The sequence below is a fragment of the Thermosynechococcus sp. HY213 genome (assembly GCF_031460975.1).
In the GTDB taxonomy this organism is placed as follows: Bacteria; Cyanobacteriota; Cyanobacteriia; order Thermosynechococcales; family Thermosynechococcaceae; genus Thermosynechococcus.
The window spans coordinates 160797-180721 of the sequence record NZ_JAVKVB010000016.1 but is presented as its reverse complement, the minus strand read 5'-3'; the positions used below and the strand labels follow the sequence as shown (position 1 = coordinate 180721).

The window sequence follows — 19925 nt, the reverse complement described above, 5'->3', positions numbered from 1 at the left end:
ATGTTTTAACGCATTTAGGAGGCTCTAGCGTGTCTAAAAAATCCGTGGCACAGTTATCGGCTGCCGACTTAGAAGGAAAGCGTGTCCTCGTGCGGGTGGATTTTAACGTTCCTGTCGATGAGAATGGTGTCATCACCGATGATACCCGCATCCGCGCCGCACTGCCGACGATTCAAGACCTGATCAGCAAAGGTGCCAAGGTGATTCTTGTCAGCCACTTTGGCCGTCCCAAGGGTGTGGATGATAAACTGCGCCTCACTCCTGTGGCTCAGCGGCTCTCGGAACTGCTCCACAAACCCGTGGCCAAGCTCGATGACTGCATTGGTGATGCCGTGGTGGCCCATACCCAAGCAATGGCCAATGGGGATGTCTGTCTCCTCGAGAATGTGCGCTTCCATCCGGGGGAAGAAAAAAATGATCCTGAATTTGCCAAGCAACTGGCGGCCTGTGCAGAAGTCTATGTCAATGATGCCTTTGGCACTGCGCACCGCGCCCATGCCTCAACCGCGGGGGTGACGCAATACCTCAGTCCCTGTGTGGCGGGCTTTTTGATTGAGAAAGAACTGGAATATCTCCAAAACGCCATTGAGCATCCCCGCCGTCCCTTGGCTGCGATTGTGGGGGGATCTAAGGTCTCTTCTAAGATTGGTGTGATTGAAGCCCTTTTAGAAAAAGTGGATAAATTGCTGATCGGCGGCGGCATGATCTTCACCTTCTACAAAGCGCGGGGTCTCAATGTGGGCAAATCCTTGGTGGAAGAAGACAAGTTGGAGCTAGCCAAACACCTCGCAGCCAAAGCCCAAGAAAAAGGGGTGGAGTTGCTCTTGCCCACAGATGTCGTGGTGGCGGATAACTTTGCCGCCGATGCCAATAGTCAAGTGGTCAGTATCGAAGCGATTCCCGATGGCTGGATGGGTCTGGATATTGGGCCTGCTTCGGTCAAACTCTTCCAAGAGGCGCTCAAGGATTGCAAAACAGTGATCTGGAATGGCCCAATGGGGGTGTTTGAGTTTGATCAATTTGCCAAGGGCACGGAGGCGATCGCCCGCTGTTTGGCTGACCTCACCAGTGAGGGCGTCTCGACGATTATTGGTGGTGGCGATTCTGTGGCGGCGGTTGAAAAAGTGGGCGTTGCCGATCGCATGAGTCACATCTCCACGGGCGGGGGGGCGAGCCTTGAACTCCTCGAAGGCAAAGAACTTCCTGGTATTGCCGCCTTGGATGATGCCTAGGGGATAGATCATCGCCAATACGCTGTGATCAAATCCTCCGAATCCAAGCATTAAATTCATGAAATTTGTGAATGCCCCATCGTCTCAGCCATGGGGCTTTTTTGTTCTCTGGGGCGATATTCAGACCTTGGGACACCGTGATTTGTTAATTTTTCTAACAACTGTCACTGCCCCAAACTATCCCTGCAAAGAGGATGGAATAGACTAAAAGACTGATGAATCAAGGGTTTGAGAAATTTCTAATGGATAAAAGTGGCTGAAAACCACATATCTTAAAGGTTTCAGGGTTCCAGTTGGGGTCTGGCTATTCTAGAATGAGGCTTGAAAGCAAGCAGAGGCAAGGGTTTCGTGCCTTTCACCCATTTGTTCCTCAATTAACAACCTTTAATGTTTCTGTGGAGTTATCCCCATGAATAAAGCTGAACTCGTGGATGCTGTGTTTAGTCGTGCCCATAGCACCAACAACGTCACCAAAAAGCAAGTTGAGGCAATTATCTCAGCCACCGTCGAGGAAATCATGGAGGCCGTGGCCAAGGGAGAAAAAGTGACGCTCGTTGGCTTTGGTGCCTTTGAACCGCGGGAGCGCAAGGCTCGTGAGGGACGCAACCCGAAAACGAAAGAAAAAATGCAAATCCCAGCAACTACCGTTCCCGCCTTTTCAGCAGGGAAACTCTTCAAAGAAAAAGTTGCACCGCCTGCAGCTCCCGAACCGGCGGCCAAGGGCAAGAAAAAATAGTCTGAATGCCCCCCCGCCACGGTGGCAATTTAGCTTGGGCGGCAGCGATCGCTGGCTGTGCTCCCGATGAGATTTTGGATTTTTCGGCCAGTCTCAACCCTTGGGGACCCCCTGATTCAGTGATTGCCGCCCTACAGACTGCTTTGCCCACGATTCGCGACTATCCCGATCCCGATTGCCGTCCCTTAGTGGATGCTATTGCCACCCTGCATCAACTACCGAGGGATTATTTTTTGGTGGGCAACGGCGCGGCGGAGTTATTGACTTGGGTAGGTCGCGAGTGTGGCGATCGCCAGCAGATTTATCTTATTACTCCTGCCTTTGCTGACTACCAGCGGGCACTGGCGTCTTTTGCTTGCCCCATTGTGCCGATTCCCCTAGCCCGGGTGCAAAGCGACTTTGGGGCGATCGCGCCCTCCCTAACCCCTGAAGATGCCATCCTCATTAACAATCCCCATAACCCTAGTGGACAGCTCTGGTCGCGGAATCAGCTCCAGCCGTTGCTAGAGACGGGTGCCTTGGTGATCGTGGATGAGGCCTTTATGGACTTTTTGCCGCCGGCGGCTAGTGAATCCCTAGTGGGGGTTGTGCCTCAGTACTCGAACTTGATTGTTCTGCGATCGCTAACGAAGTTCTATAGTCTGGCGGGTCTGCGTTTAGGGTATGGTGTGTCCTCTCCAGAACGTTGGCAACGCTGGCGATCGTGGCGCGATCCTTGGAGTGTGAATCGCTTGGCGATCATTGCGGGTGTGACGGCTTTGGGCGATCGCCCCTTTCAGGAACAGACGTGGGCATGGTTACCGCCAGCGCGTCATGCCTTTGCGGCGGCCTTAAATACTATGCCCGAACTGAAGGTGGTGACCGAGAGTAAGGCAAACTTTCTACTCATCAAAGCAACGGACGCCATTTTGCCCCTGCAAACCTACCTCCTCCAGCAGCATCGCATTTTGATTCGTGATTGTTGCAGCTTTCCCGAATTGGGCGCTTCCTACTTCCGAGTGGCGGTGCGCCGTGACAGCGAAAATCAGCGGCTCCTCGAGGGGTTGCGGGCTTATTACCAACGCCAGTAGGAATTGCATCCCCCAAAGCCAAGGTGGTATAGTAGCGGTACTTAAGGGGGCGTGGCGGAATGGTAGACGCTGCGGACTTAAGAAATTGAGCCTTAGTAGAGAAATCTATTAAGTGAATGCTCTCAAATTCAGGGAAACCTACGTTTGTCCATAGGGCAAATAGGGCAATCCTGAGCCAAGCCGTTTCTCAAACCCAGACTGGAAACGGAAGGTGCAGAGACTCGACGGGAGCTACCCTACCGTAGATCCTCTACGCGGGTAAAGGGAGAGTCCAATCCTCAACACCCAAGGGGTGGTCGCGAAAGCGGCAGGAGGATGAAAATCCGTTGACCTTAAACAAGTCGTGAGGGTTCAAGTCCCTCCGCCCCCACCAAACCACTTCAGGGTCATCATTCCCAAGGGTTGACCCACTTTTTAAGGCGCGATGAAAACAGAGTACCAGCAACGACAGCAGCAGTTTTTAGAGAAATTGGGCACGGGTGTCGCTGTTTTCTGTAGTGCCCCGCGCGCCATCATGCACAATGATGTGGACTACAACTTTCGCCAAGAAAGTAACTTTTATTACCTCACGGGCTTTAATGAGCCAGAGGCCGTTGCTGTTTTTGCGCCAAACCACAGTGAGCATCGCTATGTTCTCTTTGTGCAGCCCAAGGATCTCAGCCAAGAGATCTGGACAGGGGCACGCCTTGGGGTAGAAGCAGCCAAGGAGCAATTAGGTGCCGATGCCGTATATCCCATTAGTGAGCTAGAGCAGCACCTCCCTCGCTATTTGGAGACGGGGGATCCGCTGTATTACCACTTTGGTCACAATGAGCGCTTTAATCAAGTGATTCTCAAGCACTATCAGCGCCTCTTGGCGACACTACCAAAACGGGGCACAGGCCCACGGGCGATCGCCGATCCCAGTATTCTCTTGGCACCGATGCGGCAAATTAAATCAGCAGCAGAATTGGCCTTGATGCGCCAAGCGATCGCCATCACTGTCGAAGCCCATCAGCGTGCCCGCGAAGTGGCTGCCCCCGGACGCTGGGAATATGAAATTCAGGCAGAGATAGAGCATCTGTTTCGCCTACGGGGGGGCGATGGCCCGGCCTATCCCTCGATTGTTGCCTCGGGGTCGAATGCCTGTGTGCTTCACTACACTGAGAACCAACGGCAAATGGCAGCAGGAGACTTACTTTTAATTGATGCTGGCTGTGCCTATCGCTACTACAACGCTGATATTACCCGCACCTTTCCTGTGAGTGGCCAGTTCAGCGGCGAGCAACAGGCGATCTATGATATTGTCCTCGCTGCCCAAAAAGCCGCCATTGAGCAGGTGCAACCGGGGAATACCTACAACCAAATCCACGATGCGGCGGTGCGGGTGATCGTTGAGGGTCTAGTAGAGCTTGGCCTGCTGCGGGGAGCGATTGACGATCTGATCAACGAAGGCAAAGAGAACAATACCCAGAAATATCGCACCTTCTTTATGCATGGCACCGGTCACTGGCTGGGTCTCGATGTCCATGATGTCGGTCTCTACAAGCACAACACGGAAACATGGGTCACGCTACAACCGGGTCAAGTACTGACAGTTGAGCCGGGGATTTATATTCATCCTGAGGCAATGCCCGCTGAGGGTCAGCCCGAGATTAGCGATCGCTGGCGCGGCATTGGTGTGCGCATCGAAGACGATGTCTTGGTCACCACCGAGGGGCACGAAGTACTGACAGCAGCTGTGCCGAAATAATAGAAAGCAGGAAGTCCTCCTCATTGAGTCCTTTACAGCAAGTCCCCGTGGAAAAAACTGTCAAATCCAAACGCCGCGTTCCTGACCATGGTGAAGTCTCACCCCCCAGCACATCGTGCAGGCCATGCTAGATTTAGTCCAGCCAGAAACCGAACGCATTAACTCGCGTTTCTTGGAACCCACCTGCGGTACTGGCAACTTCTTGGTAGAAATCCTCGCGCGGAAGCCCGTTATGCCAAGGTTCAACTTGAATATGAGCGCTACACGGTGCTGGCAGTGGCATCAATTTATGGTATCGACATCGTAGAGGACAATACCGAGAAGTATCGCAAAAGGCACTCATCGTGTAATGAAGAGAAACGGCACACCTTCCCCAGTCGTCAAGCGAAGCAGAAAAAGGATAATAGCATTTGGTTGGTATGGTGGAAAATATTCACACCTTGATTGGCTTTTGCCTCTATTACCCTCTTGCCACCATTACTGTGAGCCATTTGGGGGCTCGGCTGCTGTTTTATTGAACCGAGAACCTTCAGCTGTAGAAACATACAATGACGTTGATGGTGAGGTTGCAAATTTCTTCCGCGTCTTACGAGATGAGTCAGAGCGTTTGATAAGAGCAACTGGTCTCACCCCTTTTTCACGTGAAGAATTTTCAATCGCCTGTGAAATAGACCCATCTTTAGATCCTGTTGAACGTGCAAGAAGGTTTTATGTACGCGCCCGTCAAGTGCGAACTGGTCTAGCTCAATCTGCAACACTGGGACGCTGGGCAAATTGCAAAAACACGAGTAGAGCAGGTATGTCAGGAGCTGTGTCTCGCTGGCTTGGTGCAATTGAAGACTTACCAGATATAGCCCTGCGTTTGTTGCGTGTTCAAATAGAAAATAGACCCGCTATTGAAGTCATACGTTTGTACGACTCACCAGATACGCTTTTTTACTGTGATCCACCTTATGTCCATGACACGCGGGGCGATAGTAACGCTTACGCTTATGAAATGAGCAACAAAGAACATCGTGAGCTGGCGTCCGTGCTGAATTCAGTTCAAGGTCTTGTTGCCATTTCAGGTTACGATTGCGATTTAATGGACGAGTTGTATCCTTCTCCGAATTGGTACAAAAATATCGCCCCGAGCAAAACAATACATTCGACCAAAGATGAGCGAACTGAGATTCTGTGGACAAATTATGCCCCCAAAGCGATCAATCAAAAGACATTATTTTAGGAAAAAACAATGAGTACACCTGATAAGGCTCTTACAAACATCCTAAAACGTGCTTCTAAAGATATAAACAATTCAGCTATTTCAGACCATGATATTCGTTCACGGGTTGAGTATGTGTGCCGACAGATTAGTAATCGGGCGTGCACAAGACTTCTTATGGCTTGCCTGTTAGCCAAAATAGACCGACCAGATGTTGATCCCCGAAAGCCATACTAGGTTTTTTGCACCAATTTTTGCATTTTTTCCACAGGTCACGAGCCAAGTTTTTGGACGCGTATCAAAAGCTAGTATTGAATGAACCCGATAGCGCAGTGAGTCAGCCTCTCAAAGAAGCTTTCTTAGCATTAAGGCAAGCTGCGGAAGCAGATAGAGAATAACACCTTAATATCGGGTTGAAAAAGAAAAAAGATTTCGAATTATTGGTCAATCTGGGCGTGTTCAACAGTGCCTCGATGAATGATACCGTCTATAACAAACGCGTAGCGGTGAGAAATTGCCAAGGGGCGATCGCTCCCCTGAAGTTTCACATTCATCCATGCAGTCCAACACTTTAGCCAACAATTTTTATTAAAACTTTATTTATTAAAATTTTACATTTTTAGATTGTTGCTCAATTTTGACTGTGGTAGATTTATGCCAATGCCATCCCTTAAGTTGACAACTATTTTTTAAGCCTATGGCCACAGCGTCAGTGTCTACACCCGATTGGCTGCTCAACCTCATGCTCCTTGCCATCGAAGAGGGGCGGCAGTGGGGATACCAATTTCTCCATGATCCTCGCTGGGGGGGCGATCGCGATCGCATGGCCAACCATGCAATTTATGAAGCCACCCTCTGGTCAGTGGGTTCTGGAGTGGCCACTGGCGTCATGGGCTTGGCTGGCATGCCCCTCGACATTACCTACTTTTACTATACCCAAATCAAGCTGGCAGCGGCGCTGTTCACCATCTATGGCCTAGATTCTGAAAACGAAAATGTGCTGATGATGCTGATTCCCACTGCCTTGGGGGTTACTGCCGCTGAACTTGCAAACCACTTCGGCACCCAATTTTGTCGGCAAATCTTCAAGACCTTTGGCCGGCGGGCGGCGCAAAAAAATTTATCCCAAGTGCTGATGGCGGTTTTCAGGCAGCTTCCGCGTCCCCTTTTGCAGCAGATTTTTGGCAAGGTCTCGAGTAAAAGTCTCACCCTACCTGCGCGAGCCGTTCCCCTTGTGAGTGGCGTGATTGGCGGGGCTACAAATGCCGTCATGATGAACATTTGCGGTCATGGGGTGTGTACGGTGATCAAAACGTTTCGATCGCCTAGTTATTCGATCGCCTAGTTAGGTGTCTTCGACAGGCTCAGACTCGAGGACGGTTTTCAGTGTTGCGGCTAGGGGAATGGCCAGCAAAATTCCCAAGAAACCCGCCACCCGTCCGCCAATGAGTAGCGCAATAAACTGCCAGAGGGGATTCAGACCCATCAAGTCCCCCAGTAACTTCGGGGTAAGCACGTTATCCTTAATTTGTTGCAAGACCACAGCAATCACGAAAATATTCAAAGCCAGCCACGCATCCTGAAAAAGGATAAGCAGTGTTACTAAACCAATGCCCAAGGTCGCCCCCACCACAGGGATGAGCTGGGCAATACCAATGATCAGGGCAAAGAGAAAGCCAAAATTGACCTTGAAGGCGATCATAAAGGGAATCAGGGCAAGAAACATAAACAGCCCCAAAAAAAGCTGTGCCGAGAAAAAACTGCGAATATTCAGCCGCAGCGAGTAATCCACCATCTGCCGCCAAGGCTTGGGTACCAGTTTCATGAGTCCGCGCCAAATCTCACTGCCATAAAAGAGCATATACACCGTTAGGATCAGCACGAGGAGCACATCAACAAATTTAGTTAGGGTTGTAATCGCCACACCCGGTAACATGGCGGCAATCCCTTTGAGCTGGATCGTCAGCTCTTCCATCAAGTCATTCACCCCCACAGGGAACTGGTAGCGGCGCAGCACTTGATCTAGATGGCGCAAATTTTGATTGCCCGTATCCGCCAACTCTGGCAGTTGATTTAGGAGTTCTTCCGCCTGTTGAATAGCAAGGGGGAGCAGCAACAGCATCAAGACACTGACCACCAAAAGGGTAATCAGTAACACCAAGGCGATCGCATTCCGCCGCCGCAAACCACGAGCACAGAGGCGAATCACCACTTGATTGAGCAAAAAAGCCAAAATGGCGGCAATGACAAGGAGATTAATCGGATATTCAAAATAGAGGTAAACTTGCTCCGCCACCCAGAGATTGAGGACAATCAGAGGTCCCGCTATTAAATAGGCAAGATACCGTTGCCAACTCTGCGGCGGGCCAGACCATCTCATGGGACTCTAGGTTGAATGACTCCTAGGCAGGCGAGTGCGTAACCAATTGCCCAGCACCAGCAAGCCCACGATCGCCAGTGTGCCCCAACCCAAGGGACTTGGATACCAATAGGCTGCCTCTAGGTGATTCAGATAACCGGGCATCAATGTCCAAGTCAGGCGATCGCCCCCCCGCTGAACATGAGGATTGACCACGGTATCAGCAGTAGTGGCTGGACGCTCAATCGGGCGCGCCCCCCAAGGGGTTTCTAGGGCAAGTTGAAACTTCAGGAGCGACTGCGGTGCCACAAGAACAGCTTGATCACGGGACTCAATACCCAAGGGGCGCAGATCAATGTCATAGCGAAAGCGCTCCCGCACAAAGAGCAACCAGTTCTGATCAAAAATATCCGCTTCAGCAGTGACTTGGGGAAGATAGGGCACACCACCAATGCGGTTGAGGACAGTGGCCAATTGCTGGCTGGTGTCAAAGGGAATCGTCACCTGAAGATGCGTTTTATCCCGTTCCTTGATCGTTCCCCCCAAGCGGCGCGCCTGCTGAATCACCTGTTCGGTAAAAGGGAGATCGGGTTGGGGCAGCGTCAGCGTGTAGGTGAGGTTCCCCCCAGTTTGTCCCTGATGCTGGATGACCATATCTGCTTGGACGCATCCACTCAAACAGACCACAAGGGGTATCAAGAGCCAAAGTATCCAGCGCTGCATTCCGCCTCTATTCCTTTCCTTGGTTTTGCTGTGCAAGATTATCCTATCTTGGGATGCTGCCAAGGCACAAAAAAACACCCCGAACAGCTCAGGGTGTCGCCATGACTTGTCTAGGCTAATCTAGGCTATTTGTTGGGTTGAGGTGTCAACCGCAGATAGGGCTTAACAGCATTGAAGCCCTTGGGAAACTTCTGCTTCGCCTCTTCATCGCTGAGGGAAGGCACAATCACGCACTCTTGACCCTCTTGCCAGTTGACGGGGGTGGCCACACTGTAGTTGTCCGTCAGTTGCAGCGAATCAATCACCCGCAGAATCTCAGCAAAGTTACGCCCCGTGCTGGCGGGATAGGTCAAGGTCAAGCGCAGGCGTTTTTGGGGGTCAATGATAAAGACTGTGCGCACCGTCAGGTTGTTGAGGGAGTTGGGGTGGATCATGTCGTAGAGGTTGGAGACTTTTTTATCTTCATCTGCCAAAATCGGGTAATCCACCTTGACGTTGTTGACTTCTTCAATGTCTTTGATCCAGCCGAGGTGGGACTCCACACTATCCACACTCAAGGCCAAGGTTTTGACATTGCGCTTCTCAAATTCTGAGCGTAACCGCGCCACTTCGCCCAGTTCTGTCGTACAAACGGGGGTGTAATCCGCTGGGTGAGAGAACAATACAACCCAGCTATCCCCTGCCCACTCATAGAAGTTGATTTCCCCCATAGAAGAGGCTTGGGTAAAGTTGGGTACGACATCCCCAAGTTTTAGGCTCATAGATGGTGGCTCCTAGGCTAACGATGTATCTTTAGCTACGGATTCTATCTTGCCACAAACTCTCGTTTATCGGTCGGAATATAGAGGAAAATATACAAACCGATAGAATTGGATAGGATTTAGGGTTGAGAATTTTCAATCGTCGTTGCCTTTAGGGTCTGGACATACTGCTGCACCTTGAGGTCAATGCCTGTAATATCGGTGCCCACGACCACTGCCCAAGCCCCCAAAGTCAAAGCTTTTACAGCCATTGTGGGACTGGCAATCCCCCCTTCACAGAGAATAGGCACGTTGAGGTGCTCAACCAGCTGACTCAGGAGCGCCCAACTGGGGGGTGGGGTATGCGCCGTGGTTTCGGTGTAACCCAAGAGGGTCGTGCCCACCCAATCAGCACCGGCAGCAATCGCCGCTTCAGCACTTGCAAGGGAGTCAATGTCGGCCATGACGGGCTTGCCCAGTTCATCGTGAATTCGCTGAATCAAGTCCTGTAGGGGTTCAGGGCGCGATCGCGCTGTGGCATCGAGGGCAATCACATCAGCACCTGCTGTCGCAACGGCCACCGCATCGGCAAAGCGAGGCGTAATATACACAGGGTACTCGGGCAAAACTTGCTTCCAGAGACCAATAATGGGCACCTTTACCGCTTGGCGCACTGCCTGAATATGGGCCGGGGTATTGATGCGCACGGCCACTGCCCCCCGCAAAACCGCTGCCCCTGCCATAGCGGCAATGATTTCTGGCGCCGCCAAAGGGGAATCTGCCGGGGCTTGACAGGAGACAATCAGACCGCCGCGAATTTGCGTTGCTAGGTTCATGGCGTTTCGAGGTGTAATTTCTGACGGGCGATCGCCCCCAGTTCCAAGGACAGACCACTCACTTTTTCTAGGAGGTACAGACAATGCTCTGGCCGCAGGAACGTGCCATCATTGCGACAGACTCCCGTGTAGATGAGGCTGACGGCAGGCCAGTGGTCTTGGTGCTCCTTGAGGCGGATCTGCAGCAGGCGATCGCGCAAATTCACCACTTGGGTTTTCCCTGACTTGGTGGTTAGCTCATAGAGAATTTCAGGGGTGGCTCGCAAATCCTCTAACCACTGTTGCCAAGTGTCCCGCTCCACAGGTTCAGGGGTACGGATGAGCAGTTCATAAGTAGCTGCCCGCAGGGCTTGACTTGCTGCCGGTTCACTTAAGGGCACCACTGCACAGGTGTAAAGGGGCACCTCCGCCGGCAGTTGTTGCCGCAATTGCTCCAGCACCGTTGACGGCTCCACCTCGCGATAAAATTCCAGATCAACAATTTCGCCATAACTGGTCACCCCAAGGGGCAAGGCGCTGGCGGTGGAGATGCGGGGTGAAGGATGAAATCCCCCCGTAAAGGCAATGGGTAGATGGGCACGGCGTACTGCTCGCTCAAAGAGGCGCAGTAGATCTAAATGGCTGAGAAGCGTCATTTCCCCAGTTTTCCCAAAGGTGAGGCGCAGACGTTGCACCCGTTCTTGGGGGGCTTGGGGTTGACCTTGAATAGGCGGAATCGGGGGGGGCGGCACGACCACGTTATGGCCAAAGTCAATGCCACAGACGCCACAATGGGAGCAGCCCTCAAAGGAACAATCGGGAACGACCACCGCTTCTAGGGCACGCTGCAAGTCTTCCTTCAGCCATGTTTTACTAATGCCCGTATCAATGTGATCCCAAGGCAGGGGCGCATCAAGGTTGTGGCTGCCACCACTAAAGACATTCCACTCACCCGCTTCCAGTTGACGGTATTTCCAGTCCAGACCCGCTTCTTGAATGGCTTGCGTCCAAGCGGCATAGGCGCGATCGAGGCTTTCCCACCAAGAATCTTCCCGTGCCCCCAATTCCCACGCGCGGCGGATCACTGGCCCCAGTTGGCGATCGCCCCGACCGACAAAGTCTTCCATTGCTGAGATGCGCACATCGGTAAAGTTGGCCTTTAGCCCCTTGATCGTGCGGAATTCCGCCTTCAGTAGCTCCTGTTTGCGCAGAAACTCACTGGTGGAGACGGCGTGCCACTGAAAGGGTGTATGGGGCTTGGGGGTAAAGTTAGAGATGGTCAGGTTAAAGCTCAGGGGCTTGCGTCCTTTGATCCAGCATTCTCGCTTCAGCCAGCGGATCGTTTCAGCAATGCCCAACACATCAGCATCGGTTTCCCCCGGCAGGCCAATCATAAAGTAGAGCTTGACCTTATCCCAGCCCTGTTCGTAGGCAGTTTTGACCCCCCGCAGCAATTCCGCATTGGTCAGCCCCTTGTTGATAATGTCCCGTAGCCGCTGCGTTCCCGCTTCCGGCGCAAAGGTCAGTCCCCCTTGGCGCGTGCCACCGACAATGTGGGCAATGTTTTCATCAAAGCGATCCACCCGCTGGCTGGGGAGTGAGAGGGAGATGTTCTCGTTTTGCAGGCGATTTTTAATTTCCACACCCACGGCGGGCAGAGCTAGATAGTCGGAGCAACTCAACGACAGTAGCGAAAACTCGTTGTAGCCCGTGGCGCGCATCCCCGTTTCAATGGCGGCAATCACCTCATCGGGGGCAACATCGCGGGCAGGGCGGGTGAGCATCCCCGGTTGGCAAAAGCGACAGCCGCGCGTACAGCCCCGGCGAATTTCCACTGTCAGGCGATCGTGAACGGTTTCTACATAGGGCACCAAGCCAATGGCATAGTGGGGCATCGGGGTAGCTACTCGCCGCAAAATGCGCTCGGGCACATCGGGACGATTGGGTTTGACGGCGCCATCCCCTTGGCGATCGTAAAATTGCGGCACATAGACCCCCGGCACCTGTGCCAAATCCAATAGCAAGTCCTGCCGACTCAAGCCGGCTCGTTTGCCTTCTGCCACCACGAGGCCAATTTCGGGCAAGAGTTCCTCGCCATCCCCAAGGGCAAAAAAGTCAAAGAAGTCAGCGTAGGGTTCAGGGTTTGATGTCGCTGTCTGTCCACCGGCAAAGATAAGGGGAATCTCTTCTAGGGGTGCCTGTTGGCGTTCTCGCCAAGTCAGGGGTAGGCCGGCCAAGTCGAGCATTTCCAGAATGTTCGTGGCACCCAACTCATAACTGAGGCTAAAGCCAATGAGGTCAAACTCCCGCAGGGCGCGGCGCGATTCCACAGCAAAAAGGGGAGTTTGGGTCACTCGCAATTTGGCGGCTAAGTCCGCTGCGGGTAAGTAGGCGCGATCGCACAGTTGATCGGGGACGGCATTGAGAATGTTGTAGAGAATAATGTGTCCTAAGTTCGAGGCGCCCACCTCATAGATTTCCGGATAGCTGAGCACCCAGCGCACCGTTGCGGCCTGCCACGGCTTATGAACTGCCCCTCGCTCATTGCCCAAATAGCGAGCAGGTTTGAGAATCTCTGGGGTGAGCAACTCAGTAATCGGCACAGCCATGACTCATGAACCCAATTGCAAACATCTAGGGCAGTAAAAAACGGGATTCCCCAGTGGGCAGCGGGCGGGGGGGTTCGGGGGGCGCCAAAAGTCCAGCACTGCCGGGTTGGGGAACGGGGGGCAGAACGGTGGGGGGTCTCCATGTCGGTTCTGGCAGTGTTGTTTGGGGTTGGGGACGCTGGGGTGTAGTCGTGGGTAACCCCGCTTGCTGGGCGTAGAAGGTGGCCAGTGTGCTCACCAAGGCATCCCGTTGTTGGCGATTGAGTTGGCGAATGGCAGCCATATCCCCTTCCATGGGGTTGACTGTCAGGTAAGAACGTCCCGGATAGGTTTCTCTGCGCAGGAAGTCATTCAGCCCCAAATAGTCAGCAAGGGAAATTTTCCAGTCAAAACGGTAGAGGGGCGATCGCCCTTTGACAGTGGTGTGATAGACAATGAATCGCTCAAGGAGGGTACTTTCTGGTGCCGGCTGACGGTTGTCTTGACGGATATAGTGGTTTTCCTTCGGCAAACCGGGCAACTTCGGATAGAGGGTTTCTGCCACCAGCCGCGGGTTAATGAGAATTTGGGCAGGGGCATCGGGTAGGTTGGGGTCAGGTTGCGATCGCCCCACACTCCAAGTACTGCTCAGGGGCAGCCACAGAAGTGCCAGCAAGCACCCCCACGTCACCCAGCCCAAAAACGTCCAGCCCCGTCGTCTTCCCATGGCGCCTAATCTGCCAGTAACTCCGGTTGAGCAATTTCATCGGACATTTCGATAATGGCACGGGTCACCGGCTTCAGGGGCAGATCATCGAGATCTTCACTGGCCTCTAGCCCCCGCCGCTGTTTCGCCCGGTTGGCAATTTGCACCGTAATCCGATAGCGATTGGCGGAGTGCTTGATTAATTCTTCTGCTCGGCGGTTAATTTCCAAGGATGAGTAATGAAGGCGCTTTTGCATGGTCAGTCTTTTCCTTAAACGTGGGTGGCCATTGCTTGTAGGGGTTGTGGTGTCGGTGTCACAAAGGGCTGGATAATGCCGCCCCCCAGCAGGCGATCGCCCGCATACCAAACCGCCGCTTGCCCCGGCGTTACCCCAAATTGCGGTTCAGTAAACTCCAATTGTACCTGCTCAGCGTTGGCAGCGGGAATGATAGTCACCGGCACTGGAGGAGTACGATAGCGAATTTGTACCGTGGCTGTGATCGGTTCTGTGGGGGGGGGAATCGAGACCCAGTTCACCCGGGCCACTGTACACTCACGACGGCCGGCGGTGGCGCGATCGCCGACAATGACGCGATTGTGTTCCCGATCCAAGGCCACCACATAAAGCGGTTCAGGTGCCGCAATTCCCAAGCCTTTGCGCTGGCCAATCGTATAGTGGTGAATCCCCTGATGGTACCCCAGCACCCGGCCATGGACATCGACAATTTCCCCTTGCTGACTGGGCAGATACTGATCCAAGAATCGGCGCATGGAGCCATGGGCTTCAATCAGGCAGAGATCTTGGCTTTCCGGTTTACTGGCGGTATGCAGGCCATACTGCGCCGCGAGGGCACGGGTCTGCGCCTTGGTTTGCTGACCAAGAGGAAACAGCACATGAGCCAGAATCTCTTGGGGCAAGTCATAGAGAAAGTAGCTTTGATCCTTATGACGATCCACCGCCCGCCACAGTTCATAGCGATCGCTCGTGGGATTGTATTTCACTTGGGCATAATGCCCGGTAGCAATGTAGTCAATCCCCAGTTGCTCACGGCTATAGGCGAGCATCGGCCCAAACTTCACCAAACGGTTGCATTGGGAACAGGGCAGCGGTGTCACCCCACTGGCGTAGCCACTGACCAGATAGTTCACAATATATTTCTCGAAAATTTCGCGGCTATCCACAATATGGTGAGGGACTCCCAGCTCCTCACAAAGACGCGCCGCATCCACTAGCCCCTCAGAGCAGCACTGCCCCTTACCCTTCATCAGCCACAGCGTCAGACCAACAACGGGGTACCCTTGAGCTTTGAGGCTAGCAATGGCCACGGAACTATCAACACCGCCGGAAAGGCCCACAACAACCGCCGGTAAATCGGACATTGTTAAGATTCACAAAAAATCTACCTCTTTTAGGGTAGCATCCCTACTTTCGCAGCGCAGGCGATCGCAATCGGCTATAATCGGAAGACAAGGTTGGCGAGTAATCGCCGCTTGAGTTTTTTAAGTAGAGCGATTCTTGAGTTCGGTTTTAGGGAAGGTTGGTTACGTGACAGTCGTCTCTCCGAAGTCAGCGTCAACACAGGGTTCAATTTTTGCTTTGGAGCAGATCAGATTATGTCTATTTATGTCGGCAACCTTTCCTACACGGCCACCCAAGAAGACCTAGAGGCCGTTTTTGCCGAGTACGGTTCCGTCAAACAAGTCTATTTACCGGTGGATCGGGAAACAGGCCGTAAGCGGGGCTTTGGTTTTGTGGAAATGTCCACGGATGCTGAAGAAGATGCGGCGATCGCTGATCTCGACGGTGCCGAGTGGATGGGACGGCAACTCAAGGTCAACAAGGCACGCCCCCGTGAAGCCATGGGCGGTGGGAACAATCGTTATTCCCGTAATCGCTAACTCCCGCAACTAGCCCTCTAGGAGGTGCTATATCGGCTCTGCCAATGTGGTAGAGAAATAATAACGACCTGCTGAATGCAATTGGAAAGGAACATCATCACTATGGCGCGCATGTATTACGACGCAGATGCCCAATTAGAACTCCTCAAGGACAAAACGATCGCCATCATTGGCTATGGCTCCCAAGGCCACGCCCATGCCCTCAACCTGCGGGATAGCGGTCTCAATGTTGTGGTGGGTCTCTATGCCGGCAGTCGTTCTGCAGAGCGCGCCCGTGCCGATGGTCTAGCGGTGCACTCCGTGGCGGAAGCTGCGAAACTGGCCGACTGGATTATGATTCTTCTGCCCGATGAAGTTCAGCGGGTTGTTTATGAGCAGGAGATTGCCCCCCACCTGCAAGCGGGGAATGTCCTTTCCTTTGCCCACGGCTTTAACATTCACTTTGGCCAGATTGTGCCCCCCGACAATGTGGATGTGGTGATGGTGGCGCCCAAAGGCCCCGGTCACCTCGTGCGCCGCACCTATGCCCAAGGGGAAGGGGTACCCTGCCTGTTTGCAGTCTATCAGAATGCCAGTGGTCAAGCCCGCGATTTAGCCATGGCTTACGCCAAGGGGATTGGAGGCACCCGTGCCGGCATTCTGGAAACCACCTTCCGCGAAGAAACAGAAACCGATCTGTTTGGTGAGCAAGTGGTGCTCTGTGGTGGCCTCAGCGCCCTGATTAAGGCTGGCTTTGAAACGTTGGTGCAGGCCGGTTATCAGCCAGAGCTGGCCTACTTTGAGTGTCTCCATGAAGTGAAGCTGATTGTGGATTTAATTGTGGAAGGGGGGCTTGCCAAAATGCGGGATAGCATCTCCAACACCGCAGAATATGGCGACCTCACCCGTGGTCCACGGATTATTACCGAGGAGACCCGCGCGGAAATGCGCAAAATTCTCCACGAAATTCAAACGGGTCAATTTGCCCGTGAGTTTGTGCTGGAAAATATGGCGGGTAAACCGGGCTTTACAGCCATGCGGCGACGGGAGGCAGAACACCCCATTGAACAGGTGGGTCAAGAACTGCGTTCCATGTTTAGTTGGTTAAAACGGGCTTAAGCTTTGCCCTAGGGGGCACCAATGGCGATTATTTCGTCGCAAAATTCACCGCCGGAGCGATCGCGCCCCCCTTTACTGCTTTCCAACCAACCCACCCCAGAGGAACAGCACTCGCCGGCTGAAGAGTCCCTACGTCCCCGCTTTTTGCACGACTACATTGGCCAGCAGGAACTCAAGGATGTGCTGCACATTGCGATCGAGGCAGCCAAGGCACGCCAAGAACCCCTTGATCACCTGCTGCTCTATGGCCCGCCGGGCTTAGGGAAAACCACCATTGCCTTGATCTTAGCGGCAGAAATGGGGGTCAACTGCAAAGTGACCAGTGCCCCAGCTTTGGAACGCCCCCGTGACATTGTGGGTCTCTTGGTGAACCTGCAAGCGGGGGATATTCTCTTTATTGATGAGATTCACCGCCTCTCCCGCATGACCGAGGAACTCCTCTATCCCGCCATGGAGGATTTTTACCTTGATCTCACCGTGGGCAAACAGCAAACGGCACGCACGCGACGACTGAAACTCAATCGCTTTACCCTTGTGGGAGCAACCACCCGTGCCGGCGCCTTGACCTCGCCCTTGCGCGATCGCTTTGGTTTAGTGGAGCGCTTGCGCTTTTATCATCCCGAAGAACTCCAGCAGATCGTTCAGCGGGGGGCAGCCCTCTTACAAACTCCCATTACTCCTGAAGCCGCTCTAGAAATTGGCCGCCGCAGTCGGGGTACACCCCGCATTGCCCTGCGGCTCCTAAAGCGGGTACGGGACTATGCCGATGTGAAGCACGATGGCACGATTAGCCTAGAGGTGGCTACCGCTGCCCTTGAACTGTTCAATGTGGATCCAGCAGGCTTGGATTGGAGCGATCGCCGGCTCCTCAGTCTGATAATTGAGTCCTATCAAGGCGGGCCTGTGGGCATTGAAACCCTTGCTGCAGCCACTGGTGAGGATGTGCAAACCATTGAAGAGGTCTATGAACCCTACCTGCTCCAGATGGGCTATCTGCAACGAACCCCCCGAGGCCGCGTTGCCACTCCCCGCGCTTGGCAACACCTAGGCTATACTCCACCAGAAAACCAGTTGCCGTTGTTATCTAGTCCCCATGACCCCTTGTCTTAAGACCCAACTCCTCTATGAGACCGACTATTACCTTTGGCTTAAGGAGACCGTTGCCCACCTCAAGGCAGGGAACTTTGACAACTTAGATGTGGAAAATTTAATTGAGGAGATTGAGAGCTTGGGTCGAAGCGAAAAACGCGCCCTATTCAGCTATCTACTGCGTCTTTGTGAGCATCTTCTCAAGCTCAAATACTGGGAAACTGAGCGACAATACTGCTATAGGGGTTGGCTGTTGGAGATTAGTCATTTCCGTTTAGAAATTGCGCTAATTTTGCAGGATAGCCCCAGTCTTCAGCCATTTGCAAAGGCAGCTTTCCTAGACTCCTATCAAAAGTCAAGGAAAAATATGTTGAAAGCGATTGGGTTATCCCCTGACGTGATTCCGGAAGTCCCCGACTTCACAATGGAGGAAGCTCTAGATGAGGAGTGGCTGCCTTGGCAATCTGATGCGAACTCCGAAGGCTCAGTCTCGTGAATCGCGATCTTGCCCTAAGCACTCGTTGTTGGCCAGCCTTAGCCCGCCCCTGTAATTGGAAAATCGCTGTAAGCTATTGATAGGGTTGATTAAGGTTTTTTAACCTTTCCCCGACTCTCTGCCTCGCCTACGTGAACGACCATGTTGCGGATCATCACCCAGTTAACCGACCTACGCGCTGAACTACGCCGCATTTGCGATCGCACCGATAGCGGGGAGATGAGCGACCAAGAGGCTACTGTTGAGGCAATTTTGCGCCGTGTGGCCAAGGAAGGCGATCGCGCCCTGATTGAGTACACTGCCCAGTTTGATCACATTGACCTCACCCCCGAAACCTTACGAGTGAAAGGAGATGAACTGGATGCCGCTTACCAACAGGTGTCCAAAGAACTCCTCGATGCCATTCGCCTTGCCAAGCAGCAAATTGAAGCCTTCCACCGCCAGCGCGTGCCCAAAAGTTGGGTGCAATTTGGTGTAGATGGCATTGTCCTCGGCAAACGCTACACTGCTGTTGATGCTGCCGGACTGTATGTGCCGGGGGGACGGGCTGCCTATCCGAGTACGGTGTTAATGAATGCGATTCCCGCTCAGGTGGCCGGTGTGCAGCGGATTGTCATGGTCACCCCTCCCGGTCAGGGCAAAGGTATTAATCCTGCGGTTCTCGTTGCCGCCCAAGAAGCGGGAATTCAAGAGATTTATCGCGTTGGTGGCGCCCAAGCCATTGCTGCCCTTGCCTATGGCACAGAAACGATTCCCCGCGTGGATGTGATTACAGGGCCGGGAAACCTCTATGTCATGCTTGCCAAAAAGCAAGTCTATGGGCGGGTTGGTATTGACTCCCTAGCAGGGCCTTCAGAGGTCTTAATCATTGCCGATGAGGCGGCCAATCCTGTTCACATTGCCGCTGATTTGCTAGCTCAAGCAGAACACGACCCCTTGGCAGCGGCCATTTTACTGACTCCGAGTTTGCCCCTTGCAAAGGCGGTGGTTACAGCGGTGAACGAACAATTGGCTGACCATCCGCGCCGGGTTCTCACCGAGAAGGCGATCGCCCACTATGGCCTGATTGGCATTGTCGAGAGCCTAGAACAAGCGGTAGAACTCTCCAATCACTTTGCCCCTGAACATCTGGAATTGGAAGTCGAAGACCCTTGGAGCCTTGTCGAGCAGGTGCGCCATGCCGGTGCGATTTTCCTCGGCTATTCCACCCCTGAAGCGGTTGGCGACTATCTCGCGGGTCCCAATCACACCCTGCCCACCTCTGGTGCCGCCCGTTATGCTTCTGCCTTGGGCGTAGAAACGTTCCTCAAACACTCCAGCATTATTCAATACACCCCTGCTGCCTTGCGCAAACAGGGGGGAGCGGTCATGACCCTCGCTGAAACAGAAGGCCTGATTTCCCACCGCGACTCTGTGCGTCTGCGCCTTGAACCTTAG

19 protein-coding genes and 2 pseudogenes are annotated in these 19925 nt (G+C 53.3%); 13 read left to right on the top strand and 8 right to left on the bottom strand.

Features of this window, described 5'->3' with window-relative positions:
- The first annotated feature begins 29 nt into the window (after positions 1–29).
- From RHK62_RS10450 to RHK62_RS10425, 8 genes and pseudogenes are all read left to right on the top strand, one after another.
- The gene (locus tag RHK62_RS10450; protein ID WP_302678089.1) at positions 30–1232 is read left to right on the top strand and encodes a phosphoglycerate kinase; all 1203 of its coding nucleotides are present in this window, start codon (positions 30–32) and stop codon (positions 1230–1232) included.
- A gap of 409 nt (positions 1233–1641) precedes the next feature.
- Positions 1642–1968, top strand: coding sequence for an HU family DNA-binding protein (locus RHK62_RS10445; RefSeq protein ID WP_190278230.1), 327 nt, complete (start codon positions 1642–1644; stop codon positions 1966–1968).
- 5 nt (positions 1969–1973) lie between these two features.
- Positions 1974–3038 carry a threonine-phosphate decarboxylase CobD gene (gene cobD, locus RHK62_RS10440; protein ID WP_310453694.1) on the top strand — a complete coding sequence of 355 codons (1065 nt, stop codon included), beginning with the start codon at positions 1974–1976 and terminating at the stop codon, positions 3036–3038.
- Positions 3039–3462: 424 nt separating this feature from the next.
- Complete coding sequence (locus RHK62_RS10435) at positions 3463–4770, top strand: aminopeptidase P N-terminal domain-containing protein (protein ID WP_310438200.1); 1308 nt, start codon at positions 3463–3465, stop codon at positions 4768–4770.
- Between the two features lie 47 nt (positions 4771–4817).
- Positions 4818–5106, top strand: a pseudogene (locus RHK62_RS13125) (N-6 DNA methylase); the annotation flags it as partial.
- Positions 5107–5119: 13 nt separating this feature from the next.
- Entirely contained in the window at positions 5120–5995 is an 876-nt protein-coding gene (locus RHK62_RS10430; protein ID WP_310453693.1) for a DNA adenine methylase, read from the top strand.
- Between the two features lie 224 nt (positions 5996–6219).
- A pseudogene (locus tag RHK62_RS13120) lies at positions 6220–6372 on the top strand (DNA methyltransferase); the annotation flags it as partial.
- A 314-nt stretch (positions 6373–6686) separates the two neighbouring features.
- Positions 6687–7319 carry an EcsC family protein gene (locus RHK62_RS10425; protein WP_310453692.1) on the top strand — a complete coding sequence of 211 codons (633 nt, stop codon included), beginning with the start codon at positions 6687–6689 and terminating at the stop codon, positions 7317–7319.
- Here the strand turns inward: RHK62_RS10425 and RHK62_RS10420 are convergent, their stop codons facing one another.
- The 8 genes from RHK62_RS10420 to mnmA all read right to left on the bottom strand — a co-directional run bounded on the left by RHK62_RS10420 (position 7320) and on the right by mnmA (position 15286).
- Positions 7320–8354, bottom strand: a complete 1035-nt coding sequence (locus RHK62_RS10420; RefSeq protein WP_206199845.1) for an AI-2E family transporter — start codon at positions 8352–8354, stop codon at positions 7320–7322.
- A gap of 6 nt (positions 8355–8360) precedes the next feature.
- On the bottom strand, positions 8361–8987 hold the full coding sequence (locus RHK62_RS10415) for a DUF3153 domain-containing protein (RefSeq protein WP_302676154.1): 627 nt from the start codon (positions 8985–8987) through the stop codon (positions 8361–8363).
- Between the two features lie 194 nt (positions 8988–9181).
- Positions 9182–9817: a peroxiredoxin gene (locus RHK62_RS10410; RefSeq protein ID WP_149818527.1), complete on the bottom strand. Its 636-nt coding sequence runs from the start codon at positions 9815–9817 to the stop codon at positions 9182–9184.
- A 119-nt stretch (positions 9818–9936) separates the two neighbouring features.
- On the bottom strand, positions 9937–10632 hold the full coding sequence (locus RHK62_RS10405; protein WP_206199843.1) for an N-acetylmannosamine-6-phosphate 2-epimerase: 696 nt from the start codon (positions 10630–10632) through the stop codon (positions 9937–9939).
- Entirely contained in the window at positions 10629–13220 is a 2592-nt protein-coding gene (locus RHK62_RS10400; RefSeq protein ID WP_302678083.1) for a TIGR03960 family B12-binding radical SAM protein, read from the bottom strand. The genes RHK62_RS10405 and RHK62_RS10400 overlap by 4 nt, the downstream gene beginning before the upstream one ends.
- 25 nt (positions 13221–13245) lie before the next feature.
- Positions 13246–13926 (bottom strand): hypothetical protein, encoded by a 681-nt coding sequence (locus RHK62_RS10395; protein WP_302676150.1) that lies wholly within the window; start codon positions 13924–13926, stop codon positions 13246–13248.
- A gap of 5 nt (positions 13927–13931) precedes the next feature.
- Positions 13932–14162 (bottom strand): DNA-directed RNA polymerase subunit omega, encoded by a 231-nt coding sequence (locus RHK62_RS10390; protein WP_206199840.1) that lies wholly within the window; start codon positions 14160–14162, stop codon positions 13932–13934.
- Positions 14163–14176: 14 nt separating this feature from the next.
- Positions 14177–15286 (bottom strand): tRNA 2-thiouridine(34) synthase MnmA, encoded by a 1110-nt coding sequence (gene mnmA, locus RHK62_RS10385; RefSeq protein ID WP_206199839.1) that lies wholly within the window; start codon positions 15284–15286, stop codon positions 14177–14179.
- A 234-nt stretch (positions 15287–15520) separates the two neighbouring features.
- Here mnmA and RHK62_RS10380 point away from each other — a divergent pair, with 234 nt between their 5' ends.
- The 5 genes from RHK62_RS10380 to hisD all read left to right on the top strand — a co-directional run bounded on the left by RHK62_RS10380 (position 15521) and on the right by hisD (position 19925).
- Entirely contained in the window at positions 15521–15805 is a 285-nt protein-coding gene (locus RHK62_RS10380; protein ID WP_181494467.1) for an RNA-binding protein, read from the top strand.
- 102 nt (positions 15806–15907) lie between these two features.
- Positions 15908–16903, top strand: coding sequence for a ketol-acid reductoisomerase (ilvC, locus tag RHK62_RS10375; protein WP_149818542.1), 996 nt, complete (start codon positions 15908–15910; stop codon positions 16901–16903).
- Between the two features lie 21 nt (positions 16904–16924).
- On the top strand, positions 16925–18013 hold the full coding sequence (gene ruvB / locus RHK62_RS10370; protein WP_302678082.1) for a Holliday junction branch migration DNA helicase RuvB: 1089 nt from the start codon (positions 16925–16927) through the stop codon (positions 18011–18013).
- Positions 17997–18488 carry a DUF29 domain-containing protein gene (locus tag RHK62_RS10365; RefSeq protein ID WP_310453691.1) on the top strand — a complete coding sequence of 164 codons (492 nt, stop codon included), beginning with the start codon at positions 17997–17999 and terminating at the stop codon, positions 18486–18488. Before ruvB ends, RHK62_RS10365 begins: the two co-directional genes overlap by 17 nt.
- Positions 18489–18629: 141 nt before the next feature.
- Positions 18630–19925, top strand: a complete 1296-nt coding sequence (gene hisD / locus RHK62_RS10360) for a histidinol dehydrogenase (protein WP_310453690.1) — start codon at positions 18630–18632, stop codon at positions 19923–19925.

What these genes read in the sequence shown, in the direction of transcription:
- RHK62_RS10445 (WP_190278230.1), top strand. Translation starts at nt 1,642, where the DNA reads ATGAATAAAGCTGAACTCGTGGATGCTGTGTTTAGTCGTGCCCATAGC.
- cobD (WP_310453694.1), top strand. Translation starts at nt 1,974, where the DNA reads ATGCCCCCCCGCCACGGTGGCAATTTAGCTTGGGCGGCAGCGATCGCT.
- RHK62_RS10435 (WP_310438200.1), top strand. Translation starts at nt 3,463, where the DNA reads ATGAAAACAGAGTACCAGCAACGACAGCAGCAGTTTTTAGAGAAATTG.
- RHK62_RS10430 (WP_310453693.1), top strand. Translation starts at nt 5,120, where the DNA reads ATGAAGAGAAACGGCACACCTTCCCCAGTCGTCAAGCGAAGCAGAAAA.
- RHK62_RS10420 (WP_206199845.1), bottom strand. Translation starts at nt 8,354, where the DNA reads ATGAGATGGTCTGGCCCGCCGCAGAGTTGGCAACGGTATCTTGCCTAT.
- RHK62_RS10415 (WP_302676154.1), bottom strand. Translation starts at nt 8,987, where the DNA reads ATGGTCATCCAGCATCAGGGACAAACTGGGGGGAACCTCACCTACACG.
- RHK62_RS10410 (WP_149818527.1), bottom strand. Translation starts at nt 9,817, where the DNA reads ATGAGCCTAAAACTTGGGGATGTCGTACCCAACTTTACCCAAGCCTCT.
- RHK62_RS10405 (WP_206199843.1), bottom strand. Translation starts at nt 10,632, where the DNA reads ATGAACCTAGCAACGCAAATTCGCGGCGGTCTGATTGTCTCCTGTCAA.
- RHK62_RS10400 (WP_302678083.1), bottom strand. Translation starts at nt 13,220, where the DNA reads ATGGCTGTGCCGATTACTGAGTTGCTCACCCCAGAGATTCTCAAACCT.
- RHK62_RS10395 (WP_302676150.1), bottom strand. Translation starts at nt 13,926, where the DNA reads ATGGGAAGACGACGGGGCTGGACGTTTTTGGGCTGGGTGACGTGGGGG.
- RHK62_RS10390 (WP_206199840.1), bottom strand. Translation starts at nt 14,162, where the DNA reads ATGCAAAAGCGCCTTCATTACTCATCCTTGGAAATTAACCGCCGAGCA.
- mnmA (WP_206199839.1), bottom strand. Translation starts at nt 15,286, where the DNA reads ATGTCCGATTTACCGGCGGTTGTTGTGGGCCTTTCCGGCGGTGTTGAT.
- RHK62_RS10380 (WP_181494467.1), top strand. Translation starts at nt 15,521, where the DNA reads ATGTCTATTTATGTCGGCAACCTTTCCTACACGGCCACCCAAGAAGAC.
- ilvC (WP_149818542.1), top strand. Translation starts at nt 15,908, where the DNA reads ATGGCGCGCATGTATTACGACGCAGATGCCCAATTAGAACTCCTCAAG.
- ruvB (WP_302678082.1), top strand. Translation starts at nt 16,925, where the DNA reads ATGGCGATTATTTCGTCGCAAAATTCACCGCCGGAGCGATCGCGCCCC.
- RHK62_RS10365 (WP_310453691.1), top strand. Translation starts at nt 17,997, where the DNA reads ATGACCCCTTGTCTTAAGACCCAACTCCTCTATGAGACCGACTATTAC.
- hisD (WP_310453690.1), top strand. Translation starts at nt 18,630, where the DNA reads ATGTTGCGGATCATCACCCAGTTAACCGACCTACGCGCTGAACTACGC.